Annotated in this window: 24 protein-coding genes; 8 read left to right on the forward strand and 16 right to left on the reverse strand. The window is 38.2% G+C overall.

Features of this window, described 5'->3' with window-relative positions; all coding sequences use genetic code 11:
* The 6 genes from AWW73_RS01645 (at window position 1) to fdx (ending at window position 4883) form a co-directional block, all read left to right on the forward strand.
* Window positions 1-1218: an IscS subfamily cysteine desulfurase gene (locus tag AWW73_RS01645; RefSeq protein WP_016141155.1), complete on the forward strand. Its 1218-nt coding sequence runs from the start codon at window positions 1-3 to the stop codon at window positions 1216-1218.
* A 67-nt stretch (window positions 1219-1285) separates the two neighbouring features.
* Window positions 1286-1672, forward strand: a complete 387-nt coding sequence (iscU, locus tag AWW73_RS01650) for a Fe-S cluster assembly scaffold IscU (protein WP_002117907.1) — start codon at window positions 1286-1288, stop codon at window positions 1670-1672.
* Window positions 1673-1702: 30 nt separating this feature from the next.
* Entirely contained in the window at window positions 1703-2023 is a 321-nt protein-coding gene (gene iscA, locus AWW73_RS01655) for an iron-sulfur cluster assembly protein IscA (protein WP_016141156.1), read from the forward strand.
* 88 nt (window positions 2024-2111) lie between these two features.
* Entirely contained in the window at window positions 2112-2630 is a 519-nt protein-coding gene (gene hscB / locus AWW73_RS01660; RefSeq protein WP_057106924.1) for a Fe-S protein assembly co-chaperone HscB, read from the forward strand.
* A 37-nt stretch (window positions 2631-2667) separates the two neighbouring features.
* Complete coding sequence (hscA, locus tag AWW73_RS01665; RefSeq protein ID WP_016145136.1) at window positions 2668-4527, forward strand: Fe-S protein assembly chaperone HscA; 1860 nt, start codon at window positions 2668-2670, stop codon at window positions 4525-4527.
* Window positions 4528-4544: 17 nt separating this feature from the next.
* Window positions 4545-4883, forward strand: a complete 339-nt coding sequence (fdx, locus tag AWW73_RS01670) for an ISC system 2Fe-2S type ferredoxin (RefSeq protein WP_062848565.1) — start codon at window positions 4545-4547, stop codon at window positions 4881-4883.
* Window positions 4884-4936: 53 nt separating this feature from the next.
* On the opposite strand, the gene AWW73_RS01675 is transcribed toward fdx, so the two are convergent.
* The 8 genes from AWW73_RS01675 to AWW73_RS01710 all read right to left on the reverse strand — a co-directional run bounded on the left by AWW73_RS01675 (window position 4937) and on the right by AWW73_RS01710 (window position 14194).
* Entirely contained in the window at window positions 4937-6403 is a 1467-nt protein-coding gene (locus tag AWW73_RS01675; protein ID WP_062848566.1) for an adenylate/guanylate cyclase domain-containing protein, read from the reverse strand.
* Between the two features lie 56 nt (window positions 6404-6459).
* A complete protein-coding gene (locus AWW73_RS01680; RefSeq protein ID WP_002117900.1) occupies window positions 6460-6894 on the reverse strand; it encodes an HIT domain-containing protein in 435 nt (144 codons plus the stop codon).
* A 201-nt stretch (window positions 6895-7095) separates the two neighbouring features.
* Window positions 7096-10557 carry a transcription-repair coupling factor gene (gene mfd / locus AWW73_RS01685; protein ID WP_062848567.1) on the reverse strand — a complete coding sequence of 1154 codons (3462 nt, stop codon included), beginning with the start codon at window positions 10555-10557 and terminating at the stop codon, window positions 7096-7098.
* A 134-nt stretch (window positions 10558-10691) separates the two neighbouring features.
* A complete protein-coding gene (locus tag AWW73_RS01690; RefSeq protein ID WP_057106921.1) occupies window positions 10692-11048 on the reverse strand; it encodes a hypothetical protein in 357 nt (118 codons plus the stop codon).
* Between the two features lie 81 nt (window positions 11049-11129).
* Window positions 11130-12062 (reverse strand): Dyp-type peroxidase, encoded by a 933-nt coding sequence (locus AWW73_RS01695; protein WP_081409455.1) that lies wholly within the window; start codon window positions 12060-12062, stop codon window positions 11130-11132.
* Between the two features lie 143 nt (window positions 12063-12205).
* Window positions 12206-12988, reverse strand: coding sequence for a glutathione S-transferase N-terminal domain-containing protein (locus AWW73_RS01700; protein WP_081033883.1), 783 nt, complete (start codon window positions 12986-12988; stop codon window positions 12206-12208).
* Window positions 12989-13009: 21 nt separating this feature from the next.
* Window positions 13010-13516: a ribonuclease E activity regulator RraA gene (gene rraA, locus AWW73_RS01705; RefSeq protein WP_016145130.1), complete on the reverse strand. Its 507-nt coding sequence runs from the start codon at window positions 13514-13516 to the stop codon at window positions 13010-13012.
* 12 nt (window positions 13517-13528) lie between these two features.
* Window positions 13529-14194 (reverse strand): NAD(P)H-binding protein, encoded by a 666-nt coding sequence (locus AWW73_RS01710; protein ID WP_062848569.1) that lies wholly within the window; start codon window positions 14192-14194, stop codon window positions 13529-13531.
* Between the two features lie 212 nt (window positions 14195-14406).
* Here AWW73_RS01710 and rpsT point away from each other — a divergent pair, with 212 nt between their 5' ends.
* On the forward strand, window positions 14407-14673 hold the full coding sequence (gene rpsT / locus AWW73_RS01715; protein ID WP_002117906.1) for a 30S ribosomal protein S20: 267 nt from the start codon (window positions 14407-14409) through the stop codon (window positions 14671-14673).
* A gap of 58 nt (window positions 14674-14731) precedes the next feature.
* Here the strand turns inward: rpsT and AWW73_RS01720 are convergent, their stop codons facing one another.
* Window positions 14732-15466 (reverse strand): histidine phosphatase family protein, encoded by a 735-nt coding sequence (locus AWW73_RS01720; protein WP_016145128.1) that lies wholly within the window; start codon window positions 15464-15466, stop codon window positions 14732-14734.
* A gap of 57 nt (window positions 15467-15523) precedes the next feature.
* On the reverse strand, window positions 15524-16381 hold the full coding sequence (locus tag AWW73_RS01725; RefSeq protein ID WP_062848570.1) for a 3'(2'),5'-bisphosphate nucleotidase CysQ family protein: 858 nt from the start codon (window positions 16379-16381) through the stop codon (window positions 15524-15526).
* A gap of 295 nt (window positions 16382-16676) precedes the next feature.
* On the opposite strand from AWW73_RS01725, the gene AWW73_RS01730 reads away from it, so the two are divergent.
* Complete coding sequence (locus AWW73_RS01730) at window positions 16677-17045, forward strand: hypothetical protein (RefSeq protein ID WP_061873993.1); 369 nt, start codon at window positions 16677-16679, stop codon at window positions 17043-17045.
* Between the two features lie 59 nt (window positions 17046-17104).
* On the opposite strand, the gene AWW73_RS01735 is transcribed toward AWW73_RS01730, so the two are convergent.
* The 6 genes from AWW73_RS01735 to AWW73_RS01760 form a co-directional block, all read right to left on the reverse strand.
* On the reverse strand, window positions 17105-17764 hold the full coding sequence (locus tag AWW73_RS01735) for an SOS response-associated peptidase family protein (RefSeq protein ID WP_062848571.1): 660 nt from the start codon (window positions 17762-17764) through the stop codon (window positions 17105-17107).
* A gap of 107 nt (window positions 17765-17871) precedes the next feature.
* The gene (locus tag AWW73_RS01740; protein WP_062848572.1) at window positions 17872-19605 is read right to left on the reverse strand and encodes an ABC transporter ATP-binding protein; all 1734 of its coding nucleotides are present in this window, start codon (window positions 19603-19605) and stop codon (window positions 17872-17874) included.
* 13 nt (window positions 19606-19618) lie between these two features.
* Window positions 19619-20761 carry an ABC transporter permease gene (locus AWW73_RS01745; RefSeq protein ID WP_062848573.1) on the reverse strand — a complete coding sequence of 381 codons (1143 nt, stop codon included), beginning with the start codon at window positions 20759-20761 and terminating at the stop codon, window positions 19619-19621.
* A 7-nt stretch (window positions 20762-20768) separates the two neighbouring features.
* The gene (locus tag AWW73_RS01750) at window positions 20769-21707 is read right to left on the reverse strand and encodes an ABC transporter permease (protein WP_061873989.1); all 939 of its coding nucleotides are present in this window, start codon (window positions 21705-21707) and stop codon (window positions 20769-20771) included.
* Window positions 21708-21719: 12 nt separating this feature from the next.
* Window positions 21720-23753: a M3 family metallopeptidase gene (locus AWW73_RS01755; protein WP_081409446.1), complete on the reverse strand. Its 2034-nt coding sequence runs from the start codon at window positions 23751-23753 to the stop codon at window positions 21720-21722.
* Window positions 23754-25577: an ABC transporter substrate-binding protein gene (locus tag AWW73_RS01760; RefSeq protein ID WP_081409447.1), complete on the reverse strand. Its 1824-nt coding sequence runs from the start codon at window positions 25575-25577 to the stop codon at window positions 23754-23756.
* Window positions 25578-25585 lie beyond the last annotated feature (8 nt).

Consider the following 25585-nt stretch of genomic DNA (forward strand, 5'->3'; position numbering starts at 1 on the left):
ATGAAACGTCCAATTTATCTTGATTACGCAGCAACCACTCCAGTAGATCCGCAAGTTGCAGAACGTATGATGGAGTGTTTAACTTTCGACGGTACCTTTGGTAATGCTGCGTCTCGTTCCCACGCTTATGGCTGGCAGGCAGAAGAAAAAGTTGAATATGCACGTGAGCAAGTAGCAAATTTAATTAAAGCTGATCCACGTGAAATCGTTTGGACTTCTGGTGCAACTGAATCAGATAACCTTGCTCTTAAAGGTGTAGCTCAGTTCTATGCGTCTAAAGGCAAACATATCATTACAAGTAAAATTGAACATAAAGCTGTTCTAGATCCTTGTCGTGAATTAGAAGAACAAGGTTTTGAAATTACTTATTTAGAGCCAGAGCCACAAACAGGTTTAATTACTCCTGAAATGGTTAAAGCTGCCCTTCGTCCAGATACTATTCTTGTTTCACTTATGATGGTAAACAATGAAATTGGTACAGTTACAGACGTAGCAGCGATTGGTGAATTAACACGTGCCAATAAAACATTTTTCCATGTAGATGCAGCACAAGCGGCTGGTAAAGTCGAAATTGATTTATCTACTATGAAAATTGACCTTATGAGTTTCTCTGCTCATAAAATTTATGGTCCAAAAGGTATCGGTGCATTATATGTACGTCGTAGTCCACGTGTGCGCTTAAAAGCACAAATTCATGGCGGTGGTCATGAGCGTGGTATGCGTTCTGGTACTTTAGCGACTCACCAAATTGTAGGTATGGGTGAAGCTTTTGAAATTGCTGGCAAAACAATGCAAGCAGAACAAGAACGTATCCGTAAGCTTCGCGACAAGCTTTGGAATGGTTTACAAGATCTTGAACAAGTTTTCTTGAATGGCCATCCAACTCAAAACGTTGCTAACTATTTAAATGTCAGCTTTAACTTTGTTGAAGGTGAATCTTTAATGATGTCTCTTAAAGATGCGGCGGTATCAAGTGGTTCTGCTTGTACTTCTGCAACCTTAGAGCCTTCATATGTTCTTCGCGCATTAGGTTTATCTGATGAGCTAGCACACAGTTCAATCCGCTTTAGTTTTGGTAAATACACAACTGAAGAAGATATTGATCACGTGCTTACAATTACCAAAGCCGCTGTTGAGAAATTACGTGAACTTTCTCCGCTTTGGGATATGTATAAAGAAGGTATCGATCTTTCTACAGTTGAATGGGCTGAACACTAATTCATTGAAATTAGTATTTTTACCCTCATATTAATATTAGGCTGACCCCGAGGTTTGGAGAAGCGAAATGGCTTATAGCGAAAAGGTAATTGATCATTACGAAAACCCTCGTAATGTTGGTGTTTTAGATAAAAACTCTGAAAATGTTGGTACAGGCATGGTGGGTGCACCTGCATGTGGCGACGTGATGCGTTTACAAATTCAAGTAAACGATAGCGGCGTGATTGAAGAAGCACGCTTTAAAACTTATGGCTGTGGTTCTGCAATTGCATCAAGTTCCCTTGTAACTGAGTGGTTAAAAGGTAAAACTCTTGATGAAGCTCAGGCAATCAAAAATATTGATATCGCAACTGAGCTTGCACTTCCACCAGTAAAAGTTCACTGCTCTGTACTAGCTGAAGATGCAATTAAAGCTGCGATTGATGATTACCGCAGTAAAAAATCTAAAGCTTAATTTGTTACCATTGTAAACGTTGGAGTTTTCATGATTCATTTAACTGAAAATGCTGCGACTCATATTAGCAATTACCTTAAAAACCGAGGTAAGGGTGAAGGCATTCGCGTGGGTGTGAAAACTTCTGGTTGTTCTGGATTGGCTTATGTTCTCGAATTTGTTGATTCTATCGATGAACATGACCAAGTTTTCGAACAATTTGGCGTTAAGGTTGTTGTAGATCCAAAAAGCTTAGTCTATTTAGAAGGCTTAGAAATGGACTACGTTAAGAACGGCCTTAATGAAGGGTTCGAATTTAACAATCCTAATAAGAAAGGTGAATGTGGTTGCGGTGAGTCTTTCACTGTATAACCCACTTCTCCTTCCATCCTTTTCATTAAAACAGTGTCTTTTTATAGCACTGTTTTAATGTATTTAATTAACGTGGACCTCCTTTCTAATGAATCATTTTGAGTTGTTCAATTTACCCGTAGAACTCGATATCGATTTGGCGAGCTTAAAATCCAATTTCTTAAGTTTGCAGCAGCAATATCATCCAGATAAAGCAGAAGATAAAGATCAGGCGTTGATCAAATCAAGTGAAATCAATCAAGCTTTTAAAGTTCTGTCGCAAGTAGATAGCCGCGCTGCTTATCTCCTAGCACTAAAAAAGCAAGATCATCACCTCGATCAATCTATTAGTGATTTTGAGTTCCTACAATCAGCTCTAGAACTTCGTGAACAACTTGATGAAGCCACTTCACAAGAGCATTTAAGCACTCTTAAACAAGAAGTGTTTCAGTGGATTGATGGTTTAGTTCGCGAGTTTAAAATTGATTACTCAGATGAAGACTGGGGTGAAGCTCGAGATACTGTACGTAAGTTACGTTTCTTTCAGCGCGTTCTTAACGATATTGAAAAAGCAGAAGATCAATTGTTGGATGATGAAGACAACTTTGATTTAGATGACGATTTTTAATTTGCTTTTTTCAATTTATATTCAAAGGATTTAACTCATGGCACTTTTGCAAATTGCTGAACCGGGTCAATCCAGTGCCCCACATCAACACCGCATTGCGATTGGTATCGACCTAGGAACAACACATTCTCTAGTTGCGACAGTGTTATCAGGCAAACCAAAAGTCCTCAACGACGAAAAAGAAAGAAGACTTCTTCCCTCTATTGTGCACTATGGAAGTGATATCACTCACTATGGTGAAGAAGCAAAGCCTTTCATTATTACTGATCCAAAAAATACAATTGTTTCTGTAAAGCGTTTTATGGGACGCTCAAAAGCAGATATCAAGTTTCAACACCCTTATGAGTTAGTGGGTTCTGAAAATGAGATGCCAGCTTTCGAGACACGTTCTGGGCGCAAAACCCCTGTTGAAATTTCAGCTGAAATTTTAAAACAACTAAAAGAACGTGCTGAATCTAGCTTACAAAACCCAGTCAATGGGGCCGTAATTACTGTTCCAGCTTACTTTGATGAAGCTCAGCGCCAAGCAACACGCGATGCGGCACAGCTTGCTGGTTTGAATGTATTACGTTTATTAAATGAGCCTACTGCAGCTGCTGTCGCTTATGGTTTAGATCAAGAAACTAATTTAGCTACCGATCATAACTATGTGATTTATGACCTAGGTGGTGGTACTTTCGACGTATCTATCCTACGTTTCTCACAAGGTGTCTTTGAAGTATTAGCTACAGGTGGTCATACCGCTTTAGGTGGTGATGACTTAGATCGACTCATTGTTAAATGGGCTAAAAAACAGCTAAATATTGATACGCTGAGTGATGAAAGCTATGCAGTATTTATTGTTGCTGCTCGTCAAGCAAAGGAACAACTCTCTACACAAGAATCTGTTCAGTTAAAACTACTTGAAAATGAACTAACACTTGATCGCTCAACTTTTGAAAGCATTATTCAAGTAGCTTTAGATAAGACAATTAGTGTGTGCAAACGCGTTTTACGTGATGCAAAACTTGAATTATCAGATATTCAAAATGTTGTTTTAGTAGGTGGCTCTACCCGTTCATATGCTGTTCAGCAAGCGGTTCGTAATGTTTTTAATCAAGAACCACTTTGCACGATTAATCCTGATGAAGTAGTTGCAATTGGGGCTTCTATTACAGCTAATCAATTAATTGGAAATAGCCAGGACGGCTCGTTACTTTTAGACGTTACTCCTCTTTCTCTTGGCTTAGAAACCATGGGTGGATTAGTAGAGCGCCTTATTTCACGTAATACAGCTATTCCAGTTGCCCGCCGCCAAGAATTCACCACTTATCAAGATGGCCAAACTGCTATGCTGATTCATGTGGTTCAAGGTGAACGAGATTTAGTAGAACATTGTCGCTCACTAGGCAGATTCGTTCTTCATGGCATCCCTCCAATGACTGCTGGTCAAGCACGTATTGAAGTTACCTTTCAGGTAGATGCAGATGGCTTACTCACGGTTTCGGCTCGTGAAACAACTTCTGGTGTACAAGCCCAAATTGATATTAAACCATCTTATGGTTTATCAGAGTCTGACACTGAACGCTTATTAATTGAAGGTTTCCAGCACGCGGAAGAAGATAAAAATCTGCGTCATTTAAAAGAAACCAAAGTTGAGGCCCAACGTGAGCTTGAAGCATTAGAACAAGCTTTGAAAGTGGATGCTGATTTACTCAATAATGAGCAACTCGAAGCACTTAAAGCCGCTGAAAATTCGCTTAAAGTACAACTTGAAGGCAATGATATCCAAGCAATTGAAAAAGCTGTAGAACAACTTAAAGTACATAGTGATGCTTTTGCTGCACTACGTATGAATCGACATATTGACCACGCCTTAAAAGGTACAAAACTTGAAGATTGGTCAAATTCAAACTAAAGGTATAGGTGATCAATATGCCCCGCATTAAAGTACTTCCTCACGCTCAATTTTGTCCTGAAGGTGCAGAATTTGAAGTTGAACAAAATGCAAATCTTTGCCAAAGTTTGCTTGATCGAGGAATTAAAATCGAACATGCATGTGACATGTCATGCGCTTGTACAACATGTCACGTAGTAGTTCGTAAAGGTTTTGATAGCCTAGAAGAAATGGATGATATTGAAGCAGATCTTTTAGATCGCGCTTGGGGTCTTGAACCAGATTCTCGCCTTTCATGTCAGGTAAAAATTGTTGATGAAGATTTAGAAATTGAGATTCCTAAATATACAATCAACCACGCTTCAGAAAATCATTAATTGCCATAATAAAAAAGCTGCTTTAAAAGCAGCTTTTTTATGTTTTATAAACTCTAAACTTGATCTTGCTGGTCTATTTCTAAAGGTTTAACTTCATCTTCGAGTCTTAACTGCGCAATGCCTTGAGTATTTACTAAAGTCTGTTGGACTTTAATTCGTTGAATCATCTTCTCAAGCACTTCTACTAATTCAGGATATTCATAGTTTTGTACTTCTTCTAAATTAAGTATTAAATGAAACCCTTTATACTCATAGTCAAACCATTGCTGATGATCTGACTTATTTCCCGTATATTTCTCCATTACTTGCCATGTTTTGACTGCACCTTGAATACCTTTTAGATAAATCGGCGTCTTAGGAGCACACAGGAAATCACTTTTGATTAATTGATAAGTATCATCTGAAATTAAAATCTCATCTATTTCCGCAGCATATTGCAAACGAGCCGCTAAATTTACATCACGGCCCACAATCGTATAAGCCATACGATGCGTTGCTCCATAATTTCCTACGTGGCAATAACCAGTACTAATCCCCATACGGATATGCAATGCTGAATAACCCATTTTTTTCCAACGCTCGCGCAGTAATTTCATTTGCTGACGCATAGCGATTGCCATTTCTACACAGGCTTTGGCATCTTGCTCTACACCTTGTGAATTTGGATCACCAAAAAATATGAGGATGGCATCCCCCATAAATTTATCGACAGTAGCCTCATACTGTTTAGCAATTTCAGTCATATGGCTTAAATAATCATTAAGCAAAAATGCTAAATCATCTGGGATTAAAGTTTCTGATAACTCTGTAAAACCTTGAATATCAGAAAAAAACACCGTCATTTTTTTACGCTTATATTCAATTTTTGCTTCAGCCTCGCCGCGCATAATAGACTGCCACAATTGTAGTGGCGCATAACGGCTTAGCTGATTAGCAAAAGCAATATAGCGGGTCATTTGGTCATAGTAATGTTGACGCTGTTGACTGATTTTTTTAACCCAGCGATGCTGGTAATAATTTCCAATGGTAATAAACATAACCAACCCAAGAAGAGTTATTACTGTCAACTCTTGGCTAGTAGGCTCAAAATATGTATAAAAACCAAATAGGAAAAAAGTACTTAAATAAAAAATAATCGCGCCTAACAGACTCGTTAAACAAATGACTGCGAAAGAAATTCGACTATTAATTGCTGAATAAAACAACGCAAAAAGTGCAATAAATGTAGGTACTAAATTAAGATGCAGACCTGCCAAAGTAACTGCTACCACAACTGCATCGATTGCAAAAAAGACACTTTTTTGAGTTTTTTTATCGAATTGGTACTGAAGCCAGTGTTCTAACTTCGAGCTAATAAAAAGCAGAAATAGGAAAAAAGGTGGAATATAGATCTGATAATTTGTATTAGGTGAGGTAAAAGCATAGATCACTAAAATTAATGACAGAATTGAATATCCCATCAAACGATGAAAATATGCAAACTGTTTAGGCTCTCTATCGATAAACCTCTCTAATTGCACCCTATCCTCCATACCTCAATGTAGCCACATTTCTATAAATGTGGCATTGCATTGATTTAGTCCATGCGCCAATCAAAAGGCATATCGCCTTGACCACGTAAAGCAAGCATAAGAGTTTGACGCATATGAGCCAGCACATCATTTGTATAAGGAACAGCAGGTGTACCCCAGACTGGTTTAGGCCATGCAACATCATTCTGGTAACGCACAACATGATGAAAATGCAATTGAGGCACCATATTCCCTAAGGCTGCAACATTCATTTTATCAGCACGGAATACACGAGATAGCTGGCTAGATAACCAACTTGATTCGCGCAAAAACTGTTCTTGGTCGGCTTGGCTCAACTCATATAATTCTGTGATTCCCGGCACACGAGGGATTAAAATCAGCCAAGGGAATTGCATATCATTCATTAAACGACATGTTGAAAGCGGAAAATCGCCTACAAAAAAAGTATCTTGAGCAAGTTGTGGATGCAAACTAAACATATCTTTTATAAATGACAATAAACAATAATGGCTAATACTATCACATCAGTTTTAATGTGAGTATTGCTAGTGTCTGGTTTGATTACAAATAACAATGATTTTATGCACTTATTCCCCGAATAGACCGAGAAATCGTGCATAAAATTCTGTTATCAATCTACAAAAGATTCTTGTTGAGTTGAAATCACTTTAAAACACGATTTAAGCATGTAATTCATTCAATAATTTCGCTAATAAATCATTAATAAATTGGATTCGTTTTTCCTGCTCTTCAAGCTGAACCATAACCTTTAAACGTTGACCACCTTCCATACGATAATAGGTTGGATGCTTTTGCATGAGTTGAATAATACTAATGGCTTGAACAGGCGTATCAGGCGAGAATTCAATATTGCCACCTTGAGTATTAATATCAATCTTAGTAATACCTAGCTGTTCAGCTTTCAGTCGAATTTGGTGAACACTAAATAAGTGTTTAACTGATTGCGGTGGAACTCCAAAACGGTCAATCAGTTCCATACGGATATTGTCGAGCTTTTCTTGGGTATCTGTATTACTAATACGCTTATAAAATAATAAACGCTGATGCACATCACCTAAATAATCATCTGGAATCAGTGCAGGAATGTGTAAATTAATTTCTGCAGTTAATGATAACGGTGCATCGAAATTCGGCGTTTTTCCTTGTTGAATTGCCTTGGTGGCTTTTTCAAGCATTTCCATATACAAGCTATATCCAATTGCCTGCATTGAACCACTTTGCTGCTCACCTAACAGCTCGCCTGCACCTCGAATTTCTAAATCTTCTGTAGCCAGCATAAAACCAGCACCGAGAGTTGAAGCACGTTGGATTGCATCTAGACGTTTTTCTGCATCACCTTTTAAATGCTTTATCGAAGGAACTAGTAAATAAGCATAGGCTTGGTGATGTGAGCGCCCTACACGGCCACGCAGTTGGTGTAATTGAGCTAGACCAAGTTTGTCAGCTCTTTCGATCAAAATGGTGTTGGCATTTGGAACATCAATTCCGGTTTCGATAATGGTTGAGCATACCAATACATTGTATTCTTTGTGATAGAACTGTTGCATGACTTGCTCAAGTTCTCTTTCCCTCATTTGTCCGTGAGCCACTGCTACACGAGCTTCAGGTACAAGCACACGAATATTTTCAGCAGCTCTTTCAATCGTATCAACTTCATTGTGCAAGAAATATACTTGTCCACCACGTAATAATTCACGCAAAATGGCTTCTTTAATAGACGCTTCGGTATGTTCTTGTACAAAGGTCTTAACAGCTAAACGACGGGCTGGCGGTGTAGCAATGATAGATAAATCACGCATTCCCGAAAAAGCCATATTAAGCGTACGAGGAATTGGTGTTGCTGTAAGTGTCAACATATCAACATCTGCACGTAATGCTTTAATACGCTCTTTATCACGCACGCCAAAACGGTGCTCTTCGTCGACCACCATTAATCCTAGATCTTTAAACTGTACATTTTCTTGTAAAAGTTTATGGGTACCCACCACAATATCGACTTTACCTTCAGCAAGGTCTTCAATATTTTTCGTATGCGTTTTATTTGAACCAAAGCGTGATAATACTTCGATACGCACAGGCCAATCGGCAAAGCGGTCTTTAAAAGACTCATAATGCTGTTGAGCAAGTAATGTTGTCGGTACTAAAACAGCAACCTGTTTACCATTTTGCACTGCAACAAATGCTGCACGCATCGCAACTTCAGTTTTACCAAAACCAACATCACCACAAACAAGTCGGTCCATCGGTTTAGCTTGTTGCATATCATAAAGCGTCGCTTCAATAGCATTGGCTTGATCAAGTGTTTCTTCATACGCAAATCCACTCGCAAATTGCATATAAAGCGACTGATCTATTTCAAAGCCAAATCCTGGTTTTGACTGACGACGTGCTTGTATATGTAACAACTCTGCTGCAACATCATGAATTTGTTCTAAAGCTTTACGTTTCGCCTTACTCCACGCATCAGTTCCAATTTTATGTAATGGTGCTAAGTCTGGATCTCCACCACTGTAACGACTAATAAGATGTAAATTCGTTACAGGAACATAAACTTTTGCCTCTTCAGCATAGTCTAGTTGCAAGAATTCATAATCTTGACCTTCAATTGCTAAAGTAATTAACCCAGCATAACGCCCTACACCATGGTCAATATGAACAACTGGAGCGCCAATACTTAATTCGGTCAAACTACGAATTAAGAACTCTTCTGAAACTTCTTGCTGACGTTTACGACGACGTTGGACTACCCGATGCTCATATAACTGATTTTCTGAAATAACAGACAATTGATCGGTTAAAAGTAACCCACGGTCTAATGGCGCATTAGTAATCGCAATCGCGAACTGACTTTTCTGGAACTGCCCAAAACTATCTACGCTAGGAATATCTCCCAGACTGGCACGCAAACCATCTCTTAAACTTTCACGACGACCAGCACTTTCTGCAACCAATAAAACAGGATGGTTCGCTTCATCAATATATTTTTTAACTACCGCAAATGGTTTTTCTTTTTTCGGGTCAACTGCCAACTTAGGAGGTTGCTCAACTTTGAGATTTAAAGCTCCAGCTTTTTCTTCAATTGTCTCAGCACTCACAAGCATACGTGGGAACTGATTTAAGGCACTAAGTAAGTGGTTTGGTGCAATAAATAACTCATCAGGAGGTAGAATTGGCTGATCGGCGTTATGACGTCTATCTTCATATCTACGGAAAACTTCTTTCCAAAAACTGGTTAAATCAGTATCTATATCATTGGTTGTAATTACAATGCAATTCTTTGGTAAATACGTTGTCAGTGTACTTTGAGCTTGCATTTGAGCTTTATCAAAAAATAAAGGTAAATAAAACTCAATTCCCGGAGATGCAATTCCATCAAGAACATCTTGATAAATGGGATTTTTCTTAGGATTTGCGGTCGGAAAAAGTTCAGAGTAACGGTCTCTAAAAATTGAACGAGCTTCTTTTAGTGGAAACTCTTTTGCTGGTAAGACTGTAAAACTTTTTAAAGCAGTTGTTGTTCTTTGCGTTTCTGGATCAAAGAATTTTAAAGTATCAATTTCATCATCAAACAGGTCAATACGGATAGGTGCTTCCTGTCCTGATGCAAAAATGTCCATAATACTGCCACGTACGGCAAACTCACCATGGTCATAAACCGTATCTACTAAATGATAGCCAGCTTGTACCAAACGTAGCTTCTGTTGTTCTAAATCAAATTTTTGCCCTACACGAATATCAAAATGCTCACCTAAAACCCAAGAATATGGTGCAACTCTTTGAGCTAAAGTGCTTGCTGAAATAAGCAATACACCTTTTTGCGGCATATTGGATAAAATCGCGAGTCGTTCTGAAACAATATCTTGATGAGGTGACAAGCGGTCATACGGTAAAATCTCCCAATCTGGGAAAATTGTCGGTTTGATGCCATAAAATTCAAGTTCACTTTCTAACTGAGCAACATGTTGGTTATTTCGAGCTACGACAACGAGCAAAGATGAATGCTGAATCGCAATTTCTTTGAACAATAATGCAGCAGATGAACCTAATAACGACCCTACCCAACGCTTTTCACCGGCTTTGAGCTGTTGTAAATTCAATTGAGAGATTTCTTGTTGAAACATGTATATGGCTTTTATCAGCTAAGAAGATATGAGCTCAATAGTAGCATGATGTATTTAGTGAAATGAGTTATTTTTTTGAAAATCAAACTACTAGTTAGCCCTACTTTTTATATTTTTTAATCAATCAACTATGATTATTTATCACGCAAAAACAAAACGTAATATTGATTTAAAATTTGTATAATCGCTTTGAGTTGAAGTAGCTTTTCTTGAGTATTTTCCAATCTTGCAACATAGCGCTGTGTTGCGATTTCTAGATCAATCTTTTCATTAATTTGTGGCGTAATTAAAAATAACTTTTGAAGATTATCAAAATTCTGTAATTTACGGTTTGAGAAATACTCAAGATGCTCTGACCACTTCTGATTAATCACTACATCATTAATGATAGGTCCACGTTCAGAATCAAATTTTAACTGATTCTCTTCCAAGTAAATTTTTTCAGGTGTCTCTTTCGAGCCTTGAAAAAGCTGCGTTATCTTTTTAAACATTTCATCACATCATATTTATTTCAATTTAAATAATGGAGGTAATCTAGTCACTCCCATTATTTAAGTCTTCTAAATTAACGATTATTCATCGCCTAAATCATCAAGAAAATCTACAGTCGGTACAAAAAATAAAGTACCTGTTTGAGCAGTACTAAAGTCAAGTAACCGATCTAGGTTACCATGCTCATTGCCTAAAAACATGTTCTCAAGCATTTGTCGGGTTGTACTAAATTTACGAGAGTAGCCAATAAAGAATGTGCCATATTCATTTCTAGAAGGATTTGAAAAAGGCATATTAGCTCTCATAATTTTAAGTTCATTACCTTCTGCATCATGAGCTTTACTAACGACATTATGAGCAGTTAAAGGTTTTTCATCATCGCCGAGCTCAACATCATTGAACTTTTTACGGCCAATCACTTTTTCTTGTTCTTCATCAGTTAATGAACGCCATTTATCCATATCATGTGTATATTTTTGGATAAAAGCATAACTTCCCCCGATAAAATCAGGGTCTTCATCACCGACCAATGCCCACTGCGCTGCAATAATGGGTTCAGGGTTCTCAGTCCCATCCACAAAGCCAATAATTGCTCGTCCGTCAAAATAGCGGAAGCCATGAACTTCATCAATTGGATAAGTTACTTTACCAAGCTGTTGATTAATTATATTACCCAGCTCATAACATAAAGTCTGGCGATCAGCACGAATATGAAAAAATAAATCCCCTGGAGTTGAAACAGCCGTATATTTCGGACCTCTAATTTCTTGAAATGGTTGTAACTCTTGGGGCTTTGTTTTCTCTGGAAATAAAATATCCCATGCATTTGAGCTAAAACCTAAAGTAGCATTAAATTTACTATCTGGATAACGATTAAAGAGACTTCGAGTTAATGCTGAAAAATTAGCAGCAAAATCTTTTACTTTTTCTATTACAGAATCACCTTGAGCCAGCCCCAACACAATAAATAATGCATTTTCACCAGGAGCACTCGTTACAGGTTGAATTCTCATACATTCCATGAAATATGCCTTTTTAGGTATTTAACCTCGTTAATTTAGCATATTCACTTTCTTTTCATACATACCTTCATAAAATCTTATGTTCATAAGAGTTTAAGTAAAACCCCTTAAACTCTTACTCAGATTAAACTTAATTAATGTCCGTACTGCTTTTTTAAATATTTTACGATTTGAGCCGACTCAAACATCTTCACTCCCGTATTTGGGTCTACCAAATATGGCACTTGCATTTTACCTTGCATAATAGGCAACAACCTCTCTCTTTTCCCACCTTCTAAAGGTATGTATTTACCTGGTTTTAAGCGAAGAATAGCAGGTCCCATATCTTGCCATCTCTCTTTTGCCACATTATGCAAAATATATGGAAGCTCAAGTTCAGAGAGTAGACTTCTTACAATTCGTGAATACGGACTTGCTTCAAAACTCCATAACTCAAGTTTTTGCTCAGGCGCAGCTCTATCAACAATTTTTTTATTTATCCAAACACCGCGGGCACCATTTAAGATAGTCCCTGCAACTGCAACATAAGGCATGTTTGGGTAACTCGAAAATTTCTGCGGTGTTTTCCCTGTCTTACCATAATGCTTAAATAAATGATGAATAATATCCTGTGATTCATATAGCTGATCGCCAGTATTTTCATCAATTAAAAATGGAAACTGTAATTTGCCGCCTTTCTCTTTTACAACTGAACGATACTTTGTTCCACCTTTAGGACATGGATAAATTTCTACGTCCAGATTCAAAAGTGTAATCACTTCACGAACGCGACGGCAAAATGGTGAACCTTCAAATTCATATAGTTTCAAAGCTTTTAAAGGTTGTTGTGGAAATGCTGTTCCTGAAACACCTCTACCACCTTCAGCAATTGCAGAAACAACTGCTTGAAGTACTTTAATTTGATGAATCACCATCATGCCTTCCTTTATATTAGAGAATTAGACTAATTTTTCTTTTGCTATCACAATCCCATTATTATCAGCATAGATAAAATCACCAGATTGAATTGTGACTCCACCAAAATACAAATTAATATCTACCTCACCAATGCCCTTACGATTACTTTTTTGCGGAATTGCAGCCAATGCATGTACGCCTAAATCTAAGGTTGCAAGCGCATCTACATCTCGTACACAACCGTAAATCACGACACCATTCCAGTTGTTTTTAACTGCTGACTCAGCAATCAAATCACCCATGAGTGCACAGCGCATAGATGCACCACCATCCACAACTAAGACTTTATCTGTACCATCTGTTGCCAATAACTCTTTTACACGTGAGTTATCTTCAAAGCACTTTACTGTTACAACCTGCCCCCCAAAAGTTTTACGTGCTCCATAACTTTGAAAGAACTTGCCATCCATTGATGGAATTACAACCTGTAAGTCTTTATCAGGGTTATCATCTAATAAATCACATGTTACAAATGGTACTGTCGACACTTTAATACTCCCTTATCGAGTTTGTTGTATGTTCAGATTATCATATCGTTTAAAGGCTTCAATTTGCGTTAGCGCCGCTACGACCATCGTATGAGCCAATTGCTCCGCAGTTACGGGCTTATATTTGAATGGTTTTTGCAATTTATTCTCAATAAATTTAAAAATACTTTGTCCTAAGTCTTCAAGAAACCGTACATCGCTGCGTTTACCAATCAGTAAAGACGGTCTAAAAATAGATAGTTTTTCGAGTTCTAAACTCTCAATATAATCTTCTAACTGTCCTTTCACTTTATTATAGAAAATTGGAGAATTTGCATTTGCGCCAAGGGCACTCACTAGCAATAGATGAATATGTTTATCTTGTACTAAATCTGCTAAATGAGCATTGATTTCATAATCCACCGCATAAAAAGCCTGTTTTGAACCAGCCACTTTTAATGTTGTTCCCAGACAGCTAAATGCATGGGTATGGCCACTCACATCTTCGTCATTGAGCAGTAAAAAATCTTCTATAATGAGTTGAGTAACTTTTTTATATGTATTAAGTAGTTGTGATTCTTTTCTTACCACAACAGTAATCGCTTCAAATTCTGGTGTTTGCTCAAGCTGTTCGACAAGAGCCAAACCCACCAGTCCTGTAGCACCTATCACAATTGCTTTTTTAGTACTTATAGTCATTTTTTATCCAACCCTCTGTAAGTTTGTATCAAATTTAACCTTTTCTTACCTTTTTAGCAGCCCCTAAAACCGCTTAAAATGCTCGCAAGGCTTGACTTCACGGTGTTGATTCATCACAATATGGCACTTGTTTACGGGCTGGTGATGGTTACATCAGTTTACTGAATTGACCACAGCCCGCCCAGACCAACTTATTTTCAAGGAGTGCAAGAGTGGCAAACTCTGCTCAAGCTAAAAAACGTGCGCGTCAAAACGTTACAGCGCGTAAACACAACGCAAGCTTGCGTTCTATGGTTCGTACCTACATCAAACGTACTTTAAGTGCAATCGCTGGTGGTGATTATGCTGTTGCTACAGAAGCTTACAAAAAAGCTGTTCCTGTAATCGACCGCATGGCTGATAAAGGCATCATCCACAAAAATAAAGCTGCTCGTCATAAGAGCCGTTTAAATGCTCAAGTTAAAGCGTTAGCTAACTAATTTGAACATGTAAAAAAAGCCCAATAGGGCTTTTTTTATTATCTATCGTTTTTTGAGCTTATAGCACTTTATGAAATTTAGCCACATTCAGCTCATAGGCCTTTCCTCTCCAAATCCATTTTAATTTACAATTTGGAAACTCTTCACCTTCAAACCATACAAATAATCCTTCCATCATTTCCGGCCAGTCTTCTTTGTTAATTTTATTCTCACCAGAAATTACAGCAACAATGGCTGCAATAATCGTGTCATGACTAACGGCTAAACTAAGGCCACCTTTAGTTTTAGGATGCGTCCGGTAAATAAGCTCTAATACATCTAAAACACCAGTAATAGGATGTTTCATGCCTGGTAATGCATTATTTACAAAACTATTAATAAAACCTAAAGCACCCTGCTTTTTAAAATAAGGAGCAGCTTGTTGTATATCCAAGACAAAGCTACCCGGTTCAACAAGTAGCCCTTGCTCGATAATTTCAATTGTATGCGTATTAGGTTGAGGGCTTACATCATCAGCCCCTTCAATCATGAGCGCAGCCGTATCAACACAGCGTTGTATGGGACTTGAAATACAATGCTGAATAACACGATCTGTATTTTTGATTAAATAATTACCCCATGCCTGCGCAAGCTCACGCCCCTGAGGAGTAAGTTGGAGATCATATCCAGCTAAGCCCTGCCCATCTACAAGTTCTCTTAAAGAATGGCGTGTAAATAAGGTTACAGGAGTTGAAGCATCGGGCAATAAATCAATTGCTTCAAACATACTTTTAGGCAATAAATCGAGTGCCATTTTTATCTTGTCATCTTTTTTCAATACTTTGCCACTATAACATGTCTGGCATAACTCTCAATCTATAACACCTGATTGGGCTAAAGCTTCAAATGCTATTTTTTTACTTTCCTCATCACGAAAAGCGATAAAGCCCTTATTTAAAACCGTATTTCTTTGGTTATATTCAAAAGGCTTCCCATCCAGAGTAAGTAAGCCGCCGCCTATACTTTCTAATAGCCCTTGACCTGAACTTGTGTCCCATTCAGAAGTAGGATGAAAGCGTGGGTAAATATCTATTTCACCTTCTAGCATCATACAGAACTTGTAGGCGCTCCCAGCTTCTCGTCGAATAATGCGATGTTCTTTTTCAATAGGTTGTATAAATTTTTGGTATTTTGGATTTTTACTGCCGTGACTAAGTCCTATTTGTATAGGTACATCTAGCGAAGTTGAACTAACCTGATATTGATACCACTGTTGTTGGCTAAAGCTATATTTAAAAGGTAAATCTTGCAGATATCCTAAGTACACAACTTGTTCACATGGCACAGCAATAACTGAGAAAACCGTTTCTTTGCCCTTGATTAAACTTAAGTTGATCGTAAATTCATCACGCTCATGTATAAATTCTTTAGTTCCATCGAGTGGATCTAACATCCAACAAGTAGACCATTCATGTCGAGCACTATAATCACTTTCTTCAGACAATACTGGCAACTCTGGAGTAATTTCCGCAAGATGTTTTAATAAGAATTTATTTACCTTTAGATCTGCTTGGGTTACAGGAGAATCATCTTGCTTTTCATGAATAGTAAACTCATAACCCGCAGAATAGTTTTGATATTCTTCTAGTAAAATCTGGCTCGCCTTTTCCAAAATAGGCAGAAGTTGATTAATTAAATTATCTTGTGGGTGTGTAGTTGTTATAAACATAAATGTGCTCTACATAGTTTCACTTCTATTATAGGTGAATTATGAACAATTCAATATTCGCCAACAGTTTGATTTACTAAAATAGTAATTTATCTTAATCATAAGGATCGTTGCTTTCCGCATAGGCTGTAAAGTTAATATGAATAATTATAATGTTTATAAAAGCTTTTATTCCGTACAAAAAGCAATCTATAAGTTATGAAAAATAAACAACTTAAATCAGATTTATCCATTTCCTTTTCATATATTTCTTGGTATGTTCAAAGACACAATAACAAGATGGAAGAAAGTGCACATGATGCTATATGGATATCATTTCTCGACAATAGAACATAACTGGGAAGACCTTAAGCCCTTAACTGAGTTTCTACAAACCTTTGCAGATGATGATGGTGACGTTTCGACAAGCGATAAAGAATCTCTTAAAGAAATCATAGCAAAATCTGATACTGCTTTGGCTCTAGCAAGAGAAATGGGTTGGGATGGCAGTTATACAGGTTGTCCTTATCTATTCTGGTTACCAAATAAAAATAGCCAATCTTTTGAATATGGCTTTGTATTTAAACAGACCTCAGATAATACAACTTTTGTGATTTCACCGATTGAATTGAACTATTTAGCCGAAGATTCTGAGGTACAAACATTAAGTAAAAATATTGAATAAGTGATATAGGTTATTGATTCAAGTTTGAGATCAATAACCTCATCTTAATGGTAAGTAAGTTAGTCAAACATACTTAACTGTGGTGTAGGTTTTATAATTTTCTCTTTGGGGACATGAGAGCACTCAAACTCTGCAACTGGAAAACCTTCAATAAAACTGGAAATATCAGGCGTTTCTAAGCTTAACCATTCATCTAAACGATCATGTGGAATCACAATCACCGATCGTTTAACATCGCCTGGCTCGTGAAAATCTTTCATCATAGGATGGTCGATGGCATCCATGGTCAACATGCTTGCAGAACGAATAACGGTTTCATTTATTTTACAAATTTCATAGATTGCTGCGATGAAAAAAGCCTGCCCATCTTTACGGCGAACACCCCACCGCTCGGGTTTATCATTTATATACTTACTTTCATAAAATTCGGTCACTGGAATCACACCAAATTTACATTTAAGAGCAGCTTCTTGAAAACTCGGTTTTTGGAAAATAGTCTCATGACGGGCATTGTAGGTATGTTTTGCTATATTTGTATCTTCGGCCCATTTTGGAACCAATCCAAACATCACCTCACGCCATTCAAGCCCTTGTGGTGATTTGAATAATAGTGGCATTGTTCCCGCAGGATAAACCTCTTCGGCATAGCTAAAGCCAACCACAGGCAACTGAAGTTGCTGTAATTGAGCAAGCGTTAAAGGTTTAAAGTTGGCACACATAGCAAGAATAAAATACCCTATCTTTACTTCTGTTATTTTATAAGCATTTAGACAATAAACCAAATAAAAAGGCACTCGAAAGTGCCTTTAACGACATAACTTTACGCTCAAGAAATATGCTGAATTCCTTGAGGAATTGCCTGTAATAGACGTTTAGTATAATCATGTTGAGGATGTGCATAGAGCTCATCTGAGTTAGCAATTTCAACAACCTCGCCATGATTCATGACCATAACTTGGTCAGAGATGTACTTCACCACCGATAAGTCATGTGAAATAAAGATATAACTCAGTCCAAACTCATCTTGTAAGTCCTGCAATAAATTAAGTACTTGTGCCTGTACAGATACATCAAGTGCAGAAACAGATTCATCACAAATTAAAATTTCAGGCTTTAGCGTTAAACAGCGTGCAATGGCAATACGTTGACGTTGACCACCCGAGAACTCATGGGGATATCGGTAGTAAGCCTGCTCATGCAAATTGACTCGCTCAAGCAGTCCAAGCGCAATTTGTTTACGCTCTGCATCATCTTTACCAATGTTATGAATTTGCATAGGCTCTAATAAAATCTGTCCAATGGTAAAACGTGGATTAAGTGAAGCATATGGGTTTTGAAAGATGATCTGGATTTTCCGTTGATATTTAGCAAACTCTTTTTCAGTTAATGAAAGAATATCTTTACCTTCGATGAAAGCCTGCCCACCAGATGCTTGATGTAAGCGCATGAGTAATAGTCCAACAGTCGTTTTACCTGAACCTGACTCACCGACTAAACCCAAAGTTTTTCCCTTAGCCAGCTTAAAAGAAACTCCTTTTACGGCCTGAAACTCTTCTTTGCCGAATAGACCTTTACGGCTATAAAAGCTTTTTTTCAGGTCTTTTACTTCTAAGATGATTTTCTCATCACCAATTAAACCACGTTTGCGCTCGGGAATTTCTGAGACATCAAAACTTTGTTCGACCAATACATCGTCTTCTTGACGCATAAAATCGCTCGTCACAGGCAAACGATAAGGTCGTTGTGACATTTGCGGGCGACAGTAAAGTAACGCTCTCGTATATACATCTTTAGGCTGTTCTAAAACCTGTTCAGCAGCACCTTGCTCTCTAATCTCACCATGACGCATTACAATGACTTTATCTGCAATTTCACCGACCAATGCTAAATCGTGGGTAATAAAAAGCATCGACATTTGACGACGTTTACGCAATGACTCGAGTAAATCAATAATTTGCTTTTGGATCGTGACATCAAGTGCAGTAGTCGGCTCATCGGCAATAAGTAGTTTAGGCTCACACGCAATCGCCATAGCAATCATGACACGTTGCTGCTGACCACCAGAAAGTTGGTTTGGATAGGCATCAATTTTAGTTTCAGCTGACGGAATACCTACTTCTTTAAGTAACTCTAAAACACGTTGACGAGCCTGTTTACGACTCAGCCCCATATGCAAACACAACACTTCCGCAATTTGATTACCAACCGTAAAAACTGGATTTAATGATGACATCGGCTCCTGAAAAATCATGGCAATATCTTTGCCACAAATTTTACGCATCTCTGTACGAGATAAGCTGAGCAAATCTTTGCCTTCAAATATAATTTTACTTTGCTCATCAATTTTACTCTGACCTACAGGCAGTAATCCCATAGTTGCCAAAGACGTAACCGATTTGCCGCTACCCGACTCACCTACTAAAGCAACCGTTGTGTTTTCTGGAATATCAAAGCTAATTCCCTTTACAGTTTCAATATATTGTTTATTTTCACCTTTAAAACTTACTCGTAAATTTTTAACATGCAGCAATGGTGCATTCTGATTTTCTTGTTCGATCATTTTGGTCTTCCTCTTATTTTAGTTTTGGATCTAATGCATCACGAAGTGCATCAGTAAACATTGAAAATGCCGTAACCAAAACAGCCATTGCGACAGAAGCTGCGACAAGCTGCCACCACTTACCTAAAAGAAGTTCACTTTGTGCTTCATTTAACATACTCCCCCAAGACACTACGCCTACTGGCACACCAAAACCTAAGAAACTTAAGATGACCTCAGATTTAATGAAAGACACCACCAAAATTGACATCTGGACTAAAGCAATATGGCTGACATTAGGAAAAATATGAATGAACATACGGCGGAAGTGTCCAACGCCAATTGCTTTGGCAGCAAGAACGTACTCGCGTGCAGTATGTTTCATATATTCGGCACGAACTAAACGATAAACACCCGTCCAACCCGTTAAACCTAAAATCAGAACAATAGATAAAATACCTTTTTGTTGAAGTACGGCAGCAATAGCAAGGACTAATAATAAATATGGAATTGAGGTAAAAATGTTATAAAACCAGTTGAGAATATCATCGACCCAACCACCGAAATATCCAGAAATTGCACCTAAAAGTGTACCGATACCTACCGCAAGTAAAGCAGATATCACCCCAACAATGATTGAGGTTTCAGCACCTTTAATGGTCTTTTTAAGGACGTCTTGTCCCCATTTGTCAGCTCCAAATACAAGTGTGCTCTTAAGTTCACTTTGCTGATCAAGTAAATGTCCTCCCAGTTGTTGATCAATTGCTTTCATATCATCAGCTAAAGGGTCCACTACCCCATAATAATCAATCGCGCTTCCAGAACTCTTTTCTTGTTTAATTTCAGCCTTAAGTTGGTGAATTACATCTTTTAAAGGATCGACAGGATTTTCCGGTAATTCCTCATCTACAGCAGCCGTATTTTTCAAAGCTTCAGTTGTCTTGTCTGCCCCTATAAATGTCGGTGGAGCGTAACTTACAGCAACTTCTTTATTCCAGTCAGATGCAATCACACCAGTCATTGATAGAAGCAAGATAATAAAATAAAGCAATACAATCACTAGCGATGACATTGCGATCTTGTCGGCCCGAAGACGTCGCATGGCAAGTTTCCACAGACCAGATGAATGAGCTTCGGCTTTTGTTTGTTGTTTTCTTTTTGATAAAACGCTCAGCATAGCCCACCTACTTCAACTGTACACGTGGATCGACCACTTTGTAGACCAAATCGGCAATCAGGTTAAAAATCATGGTTGCAGCGGCGATATAAACTGTAATTGCTTTAATAACAGGAAAATCACTTCGTTCAACTGCAATAATGACCTCTCGGCCAATCCCGGGAATACCAAAAAAACGTTCAATTAAAAATGCGCCTATGAGCAATGCAGGTAAAGTTGACATCACATCGGTAATAATAGGAATTGAAGCGTTTCGTAGTACATGTACACCTAAGATTCGGCTTTCACCTACACCTTTAGCACGTGCTGTTCGAACATAATCCTGATTAATTTCATCAAGCACAAAGCTACGATATAAACGTAACGTTGGTGCAATACTTACCACCAGCATGATGAGAATTGGTAGCAAGGCAAACTTAAATAAATTGTCAGTAAAGCTATCGCTCCAGCCTTGTACAGGGAACCAACTTAGCTGATACGCCAGAACATATTGAAAAACGATAATGTAAACTAAGATGCTGATCGACATGCCGATAGTGCATAGCATCATGACCATGCGGTCAGTTAGAGATCCACGTACCGCAGCAACAGCCAATGCCAAAATAATTGAAATAACCGTCTGTAAAATAGTTAGTGGAATTAGAAGCGTGAGTGAGGGTCCTAATCGGGTTAAAATAATTTGAGAGACAGGTTCTCCCGTACTCCAACTCGCCCCATAATCAAAAGTCAGTATTTGTTTAATGAAAATCCAGAGCTGAATGTAATAAGGCTGATCGACACCTAACTGCTTGCGAATGTTTTCGATCTGCTCAGGATTAGACATCTTGCCTGCTAAAATATAAGCAGGGTCTCCACCTACCCAGTTAAAAAGAATAAAAATAAGTAAGACTACCCCCAACATGGTTGGAATCATCTGCCATAAACGCCGAATAACATATGCCAGCATAGTGATAATTCCTTATTTAACCCGTTGTCCGGTAATTTCGTTAAAGAATGCTTTATTGTCAGGATCACGGCCAAGGAAATCTTTAACTAATTCAGCTGCTGGTTTTTGGCTACCTTGCGATAAGATCGTTTGACGGTAACGTTGCCCTACTTGTGGGTTATTAAGGTTGTCCCCATAGGCAGAAAGCATGTCTAAAGCTAAAACCTCAGACCACATATAGCCGTAATAACCGGCTTGATAACCGCCCATCAAATGTCCAAACTGCCCCGGAAACTCTGTTGTTGGTACATAACCTAAGGCTGTAGCAGCTTCCATTTTTTGCCAATTTTCTAAAGGTTTCACTTTTAAAGCATCAGCAGTGTGCAATGACATATCGTACTGTGCATAAAGAGTTTGACGCGCATAACGCAAGCCACGACCATAGTTATGTACTGCTTTTAATCGGGCAATTAGCTCATCGTCAACACGTGGGCAGGCTGGATCACAATAATCAGCCACTTTAGATAAAGTCTCTTTACGGCGTGCCCACTCTTCATACATTTGAGATGGTGCTTCTACAAAATCACGCTCTACGGATGTTCCAGACTGACTGGCATAACGTGTATTTGACAAAATACCATGTAAAGCATGACCAAACTCATGAACAAAAGTTTCAAGCTCATCGCTATTTAGCCCTTTACGATTAAAGTTCGTGACCAATGCAGAAATAGGTAAACGGTTGGTTAAAGTGCTACCACCATATACGCCCCAAACGGCGGCATGGCCATACTTCCCTTCACGAGGGAATTTATCCATATATAAGCCACCAAGAAGCTTTCCTGTCTTTTTGTCAACTACGTCGTAATATTCAACTTCGTTTTGCCATGCTTTCACTTTGACAGGTTTAAAATCAATACCATAAAGGTCAGATGAAATGGCAAATAACCATTTTTGAGCAGCTAAAGTCGGAAAATAGTCACGAAGTTTTTCCTGATCAATCTGATATTTACTCTTACGAAGTTTTTCACTCCAGTAAGCTTCATTCCAACGTGTAATCTCGGTTTTTTCTAATGGCATTTTTAAAGTTTGCGCTTTAAATGCACGGAGTTCTTCTACTTCTTTACGTTCAAGTGGTGCTACTGTTTTTTGGACTTCTTCTAAAAATTGATTTACAGCCTCAGGCGTTTTAGCCATACGGTCTTTTAGAACCCAATCTGCATAACTTGCTTTTCCAAATAACTGCGCAAGCTCATAACGCAAATCAATTGCCTGTTTGAGTAGTTTTAAATTTTGCTCAGTACCACGTCGAGTAAAGGCAATTTGGTATCTTTTCCGGGCATCATCATTATCTGCCAACTCCATAAATGGCCTATATTCTGGATATTCAAAACCAACCAAATAATTTCCTTTCGCATTCTTTTTCAAACCTGAAATATAACTTTGAGGCAATCCTTTCATCTCTTCAGGAGTAAACTCAAGTTTTTCCGGATTATCTCGTACATTACGTGCATATTCTTGTTCGAGTTTGGTCAACTCATCCAGAATAGCTTTCATTCGTGCACGCTTTACTGGCTCAAGTTGAACACCTGTGTCTTCAAACTGATCTAGAATATCTTGACGATATTTTTGGTCTATCGGATCAGTAGCTTTCGTATTGTTAATGACGTTATATAATTTTGAATTTTGAAATATATCAGTGTGAAATTGATTAATTTTGATTTCACAATCTTCGGCTGCCTTACGCAACTTTGCATCTGGGTCTACGTTACTATATAAGCTTATCGGACCTGAAAAATCTTCAAAATGAGCAAAAATTTTATCCCATTTTGCCAATATAGGTGCCGCTGCTACATTATCTTTAACAGGCGTTTTTTCAAAATTTGAAATCTCTTTCTGAATCTTTTTTAAATTCGCATCACACCATGCTGGAAGTTGTTGTGCTTTAAGTAATGGCAAAATAGGACGTGTTGTCTCTGCCGTTGCAAACTGACTTACACCCATGGTCAACATACATAAAGTTGTCATTTTCAGTGCATTATTTTTCATCATATCTCCAATTTTTTTCATTTAATGATTAGATTTAGTATTTGTATCAATATCGAAATACATCCACTCTGCATGTAAAATTGGATGCTTCTTATATCCAATGATTTTTGGTTGAGCCAGCATATTCCGGTAGCGTGCATAAGAGATTTGAACAGGCATATAAACTTCTAACAACCGTGTCATTTTTCGATAAAGTGCATCTCTCTCAGCACCTGCTTGCATTTGTTGCGTCTGACGATACAACTGATCAAACTCTGGTATCGAACCACAAGACCAGTTTGTCATATGTGTATTAGGTCCATAAAAATTCTGCATAAAATTATCCCCATCTGGATAATCAGCTATCCATGCAGAAGACCCGAACATCCCGTCGCATTGTTTTTGCGCACGAATAAGATCTGCAAAGAGCATGGGTTTAAAGACCATACGGGTATTCAAACTATCAAAATTTTTCTTCCAGAGCTCAGCGCTTTGCTGCCCAATACTGTCACTACGCGCCATATATTCAATGACAAGAGGTTTTCCGTCTGGTTGAGTACGCCAACCTGAGGCATCTTTTTTATAGTGATATCGATCTAATAGTAAATTTGCTGCTTTCACAGAATATGGGGTACTGCTTCTGTATTGAGGGTCATTACCCACTACACCTGGTGGAATTGGAAAATGTAGACGCTGTGCATCATCATTTCTTACTAATTTAATTTCTTGATCTATTGAACGAGACATCGCAATCGCACGGCGTAAAGCAATTTTTTCTTTACTCATTCCGCCAACGACTGGATTTTTAAGATTCCAATAAATATAGCTAATTTCGGGGTCAACAATGCGAGATAACTGCACACCTTCTTTAGCAAGCTCAGGTTTTAATTTGCCATCTTTAACCGCTTTTGCGACCAGTTGGCCTTCAAGCTGAAATATATCAACCTCACCACGCTGAAATGCTAGCCATCGTGATTGGTTTTCTTCCATCACCTGAATATCAATTGTGCCTATTTGAGGCATTTTTTTACCTCTAAGGCGCTTCACAATTGCCTGATCTTCAGGGCTGCTAGCAGTAAAGTTCCAAGTAAAGCCGCGATAATCAGGATTCGCTTTTAAAACAATACGCGATGCGGGTACCCACTTGCTCAGCATATAAGGCCCAGTTCCTACCGGATGCCCCATAACAAAACCGGCTTTATCTTTATATTTCTCGATAACTTCGCGTGCCACCGCACCTGTCGGATCATGGGCCAGTAATAAAGGAAAGTTATAATCGGGTTTAACTAAACGAATCACTAAAGTGTACTTATCAGGTGTTTGTAAACCACTTACCTTTTGGTCATAGTTAAATTTCCCAGATTTATTGGCTGCTTTGACTAAAGCATCCATACCTTCAATTTTGTTTTCTAATAACCAGCTATTTGGAGAGCGCAGATTCGGGTCCAATAAACGCTTAAAAGAGTACGCATAATCATTGGCTGTTAATTCTCTAGGTTTGCCTTTAAAAACAGGGTCTGGCGTAAAATAAATTCCCTTTTTAATACGAATGGTATAGGTCAAACCATCAGCACTGACTTCTGGCATAGCGGTTGCTATGTGAGGAATAAGCTTTGCCGGCCTTGCTAAATAATCATAGGTATATAGAGTTTCAAATATCGATGTGGTTACATGCGCAGAATATAAATCATGGATATATGCTGGGTCGAAACCTGTTTCAGCTGTTGGAAATACATAACGTAAAACTTTATTCGGATCGGCTGGGCTTTTCGCTAAAATACTTGTAGATCCCGTTAAGGCCATACTAGCGAATAGCAAGCTGATACTACCTTGCTTGAACTTTTGTTTTAAATTTTCAGTCATCATGATCTTTA

Origin of the sequence: Acinetobacter lactucae (assembly GCF_001605885.1) — a bacterium.
Classification (GTDB): Bacteria; Pseudomonadota; Gammaproteobacteria; order Pseudomonadales; family Moraxellaceae; genus Acinetobacter; species Acinetobacter lactucae.

What these genes read in the sequence shown, in the direction of transcription:
- AWW73_RS01645 (WP_016141155.1), top strand. Translation starts at nt 1, where the DNA reads ATGAAACGTCCAATTTATCTTGATTACGCAGCAACCACTCCAGTAGAT.
- iscU (WP_002117907.1), top strand. Translation starts at nt 1,286, where the DNA reads ATGGCTTATAGCGAAAAGGTAATTGATCATTACGAAAACCCTCGTAAT.
- iscA (WP_016141156.1), top strand. Translation starts at nt 1,703, where the DNA reads ATGATTCATTTAACTGAAAATGCTGCGACTCATATTAGCAATTACCTT.
- hscB (WP_057106924.1), top strand. Translation starts at nt 2,112, where the DNA reads ATGAATCATTTTGAGTTGTTCAATTTACCCGTAGAACTCGATATCGAT.
- hscA (WP_016145136.1), top strand. Translation starts at nt 2,668, where the DNA reads ATGGCACTTTTGCAAATTGCTGAACCGGGTCAATCCAGTGCCCCACAT.
- fdx (WP_062848565.1), top strand. Translation starts at nt 4,545, where the DNA reads ATGCCCCGCATTAAAGTACTTCCTCACGCTCAATTTTGTCCTGAAGGT.
- AWW73_RS01680 (WP_002117900.1), bottom strand. Translation starts at nt 6,894, where the DNA reads ATGTTTAGTTTGCATCCACAACTTGCTCAAGATACTTTTTTTGTAGGC.
- mfd (WP_062848567.1), bottom strand. Translation starts at nt 10,557, where the DNA reads ATGTTTCAACAAGAAATCTCTCAATTGAATTTACAACAGCTCAAAGCC.
- AWW73_RS01690 (WP_057106921.1), bottom strand. Translation starts at nt 11,048, where the DNA reads ATGTTTAAAAAGATAACGCAGCTTTTTCAAGGCTCGAAAGAGACACCT.
- AWW73_RS01695 (WP_081409455.1), bottom strand. Translation starts at nt 12,062, where the DNA reads ATGAGAATTCAACCTGTAACGAGTGCTCCTGGTGAAAATGCATTATTT.
- AWW73_RS01700 (WP_081033883.1), bottom strand. Translation starts at nt 12,988, where the DNA reads ATGATGGTGATTCATCAAATTAAAGTACTTCAAGCAGTTGTTTCTGCA.
- AWW73_RS01710 (WP_062848569.1), bottom strand. Translation starts at nt 14,194, where the DNA reads ATGACTATAAGTACTAAAAAAGCAATTGTGATAGGTGCTACAGGACTG.
- AWW73_RS01720 (WP_016145128.1), bottom strand. Translation starts at nt 15,466, where the DNA reads ATGGCACTCGATTTATTGCCTAAAAGTATGTTTGAAGCAATTGATTTA.
- AWW73_RS01725 (WP_062848570.1), bottom strand. Translation starts at nt 16,381, where the DNA reads ATGTTTATAACAACTACACACCCACAAGATAATTTAATTAATCAACTT.
- AWW73_RS01730 (WP_061873993.1), top strand. Translation starts at nt 16,677, where the DNA reads ATGATGCTATATGGATATCATTTCTCGACAATAGAACATAACTGGGAA.
- AWW73_RS01735 (WP_062848571.1), bottom strand. Translation starts at nt 17,764, where the DNA reads ATGTGTGCCAACTTTAAACCTTTAACGCTTGCTCAATTACAGCAACTT.
- AWW73_RS01740 (WP_062848572.1), bottom strand. Translation starts at nt 19,605, where the DNA reads ATGATCGAACAAGAAAATCAGAATGCACCATTGCTGCATGTTAAAAAT.
- AWW73_RS01745 (WP_062848573.1), bottom strand. Translation starts at nt 20,761, where the DNA reads ATGCTGAGCGTTTTATCAAAAAGAAAACAACAAACAAAAGCCGAAGCT.
- AWW73_RS01750 (WP_061873989.1), bottom strand. Translation starts at nt 21,707, where the DNA reads ATGCTGGCATATGTTATTCGGCGTTTATGGCAGATGATTCCAACCATG.
- AWW73_RS01755 (WP_081409446.1), bottom strand. Translation starts at nt 23,753, where the DNA reads ATGAAAAAAATTGGAGATATGATGAAAAATAATGCACTGAAAATGACA.
- AWW73_RS01760 (WP_081409447.1), bottom strand. Translation starts at nt 25,577, where the DNA reads ATGATGACTGAAAATTTAAAACAAAAGTTCAAGCAAGGTAGTATCAGC.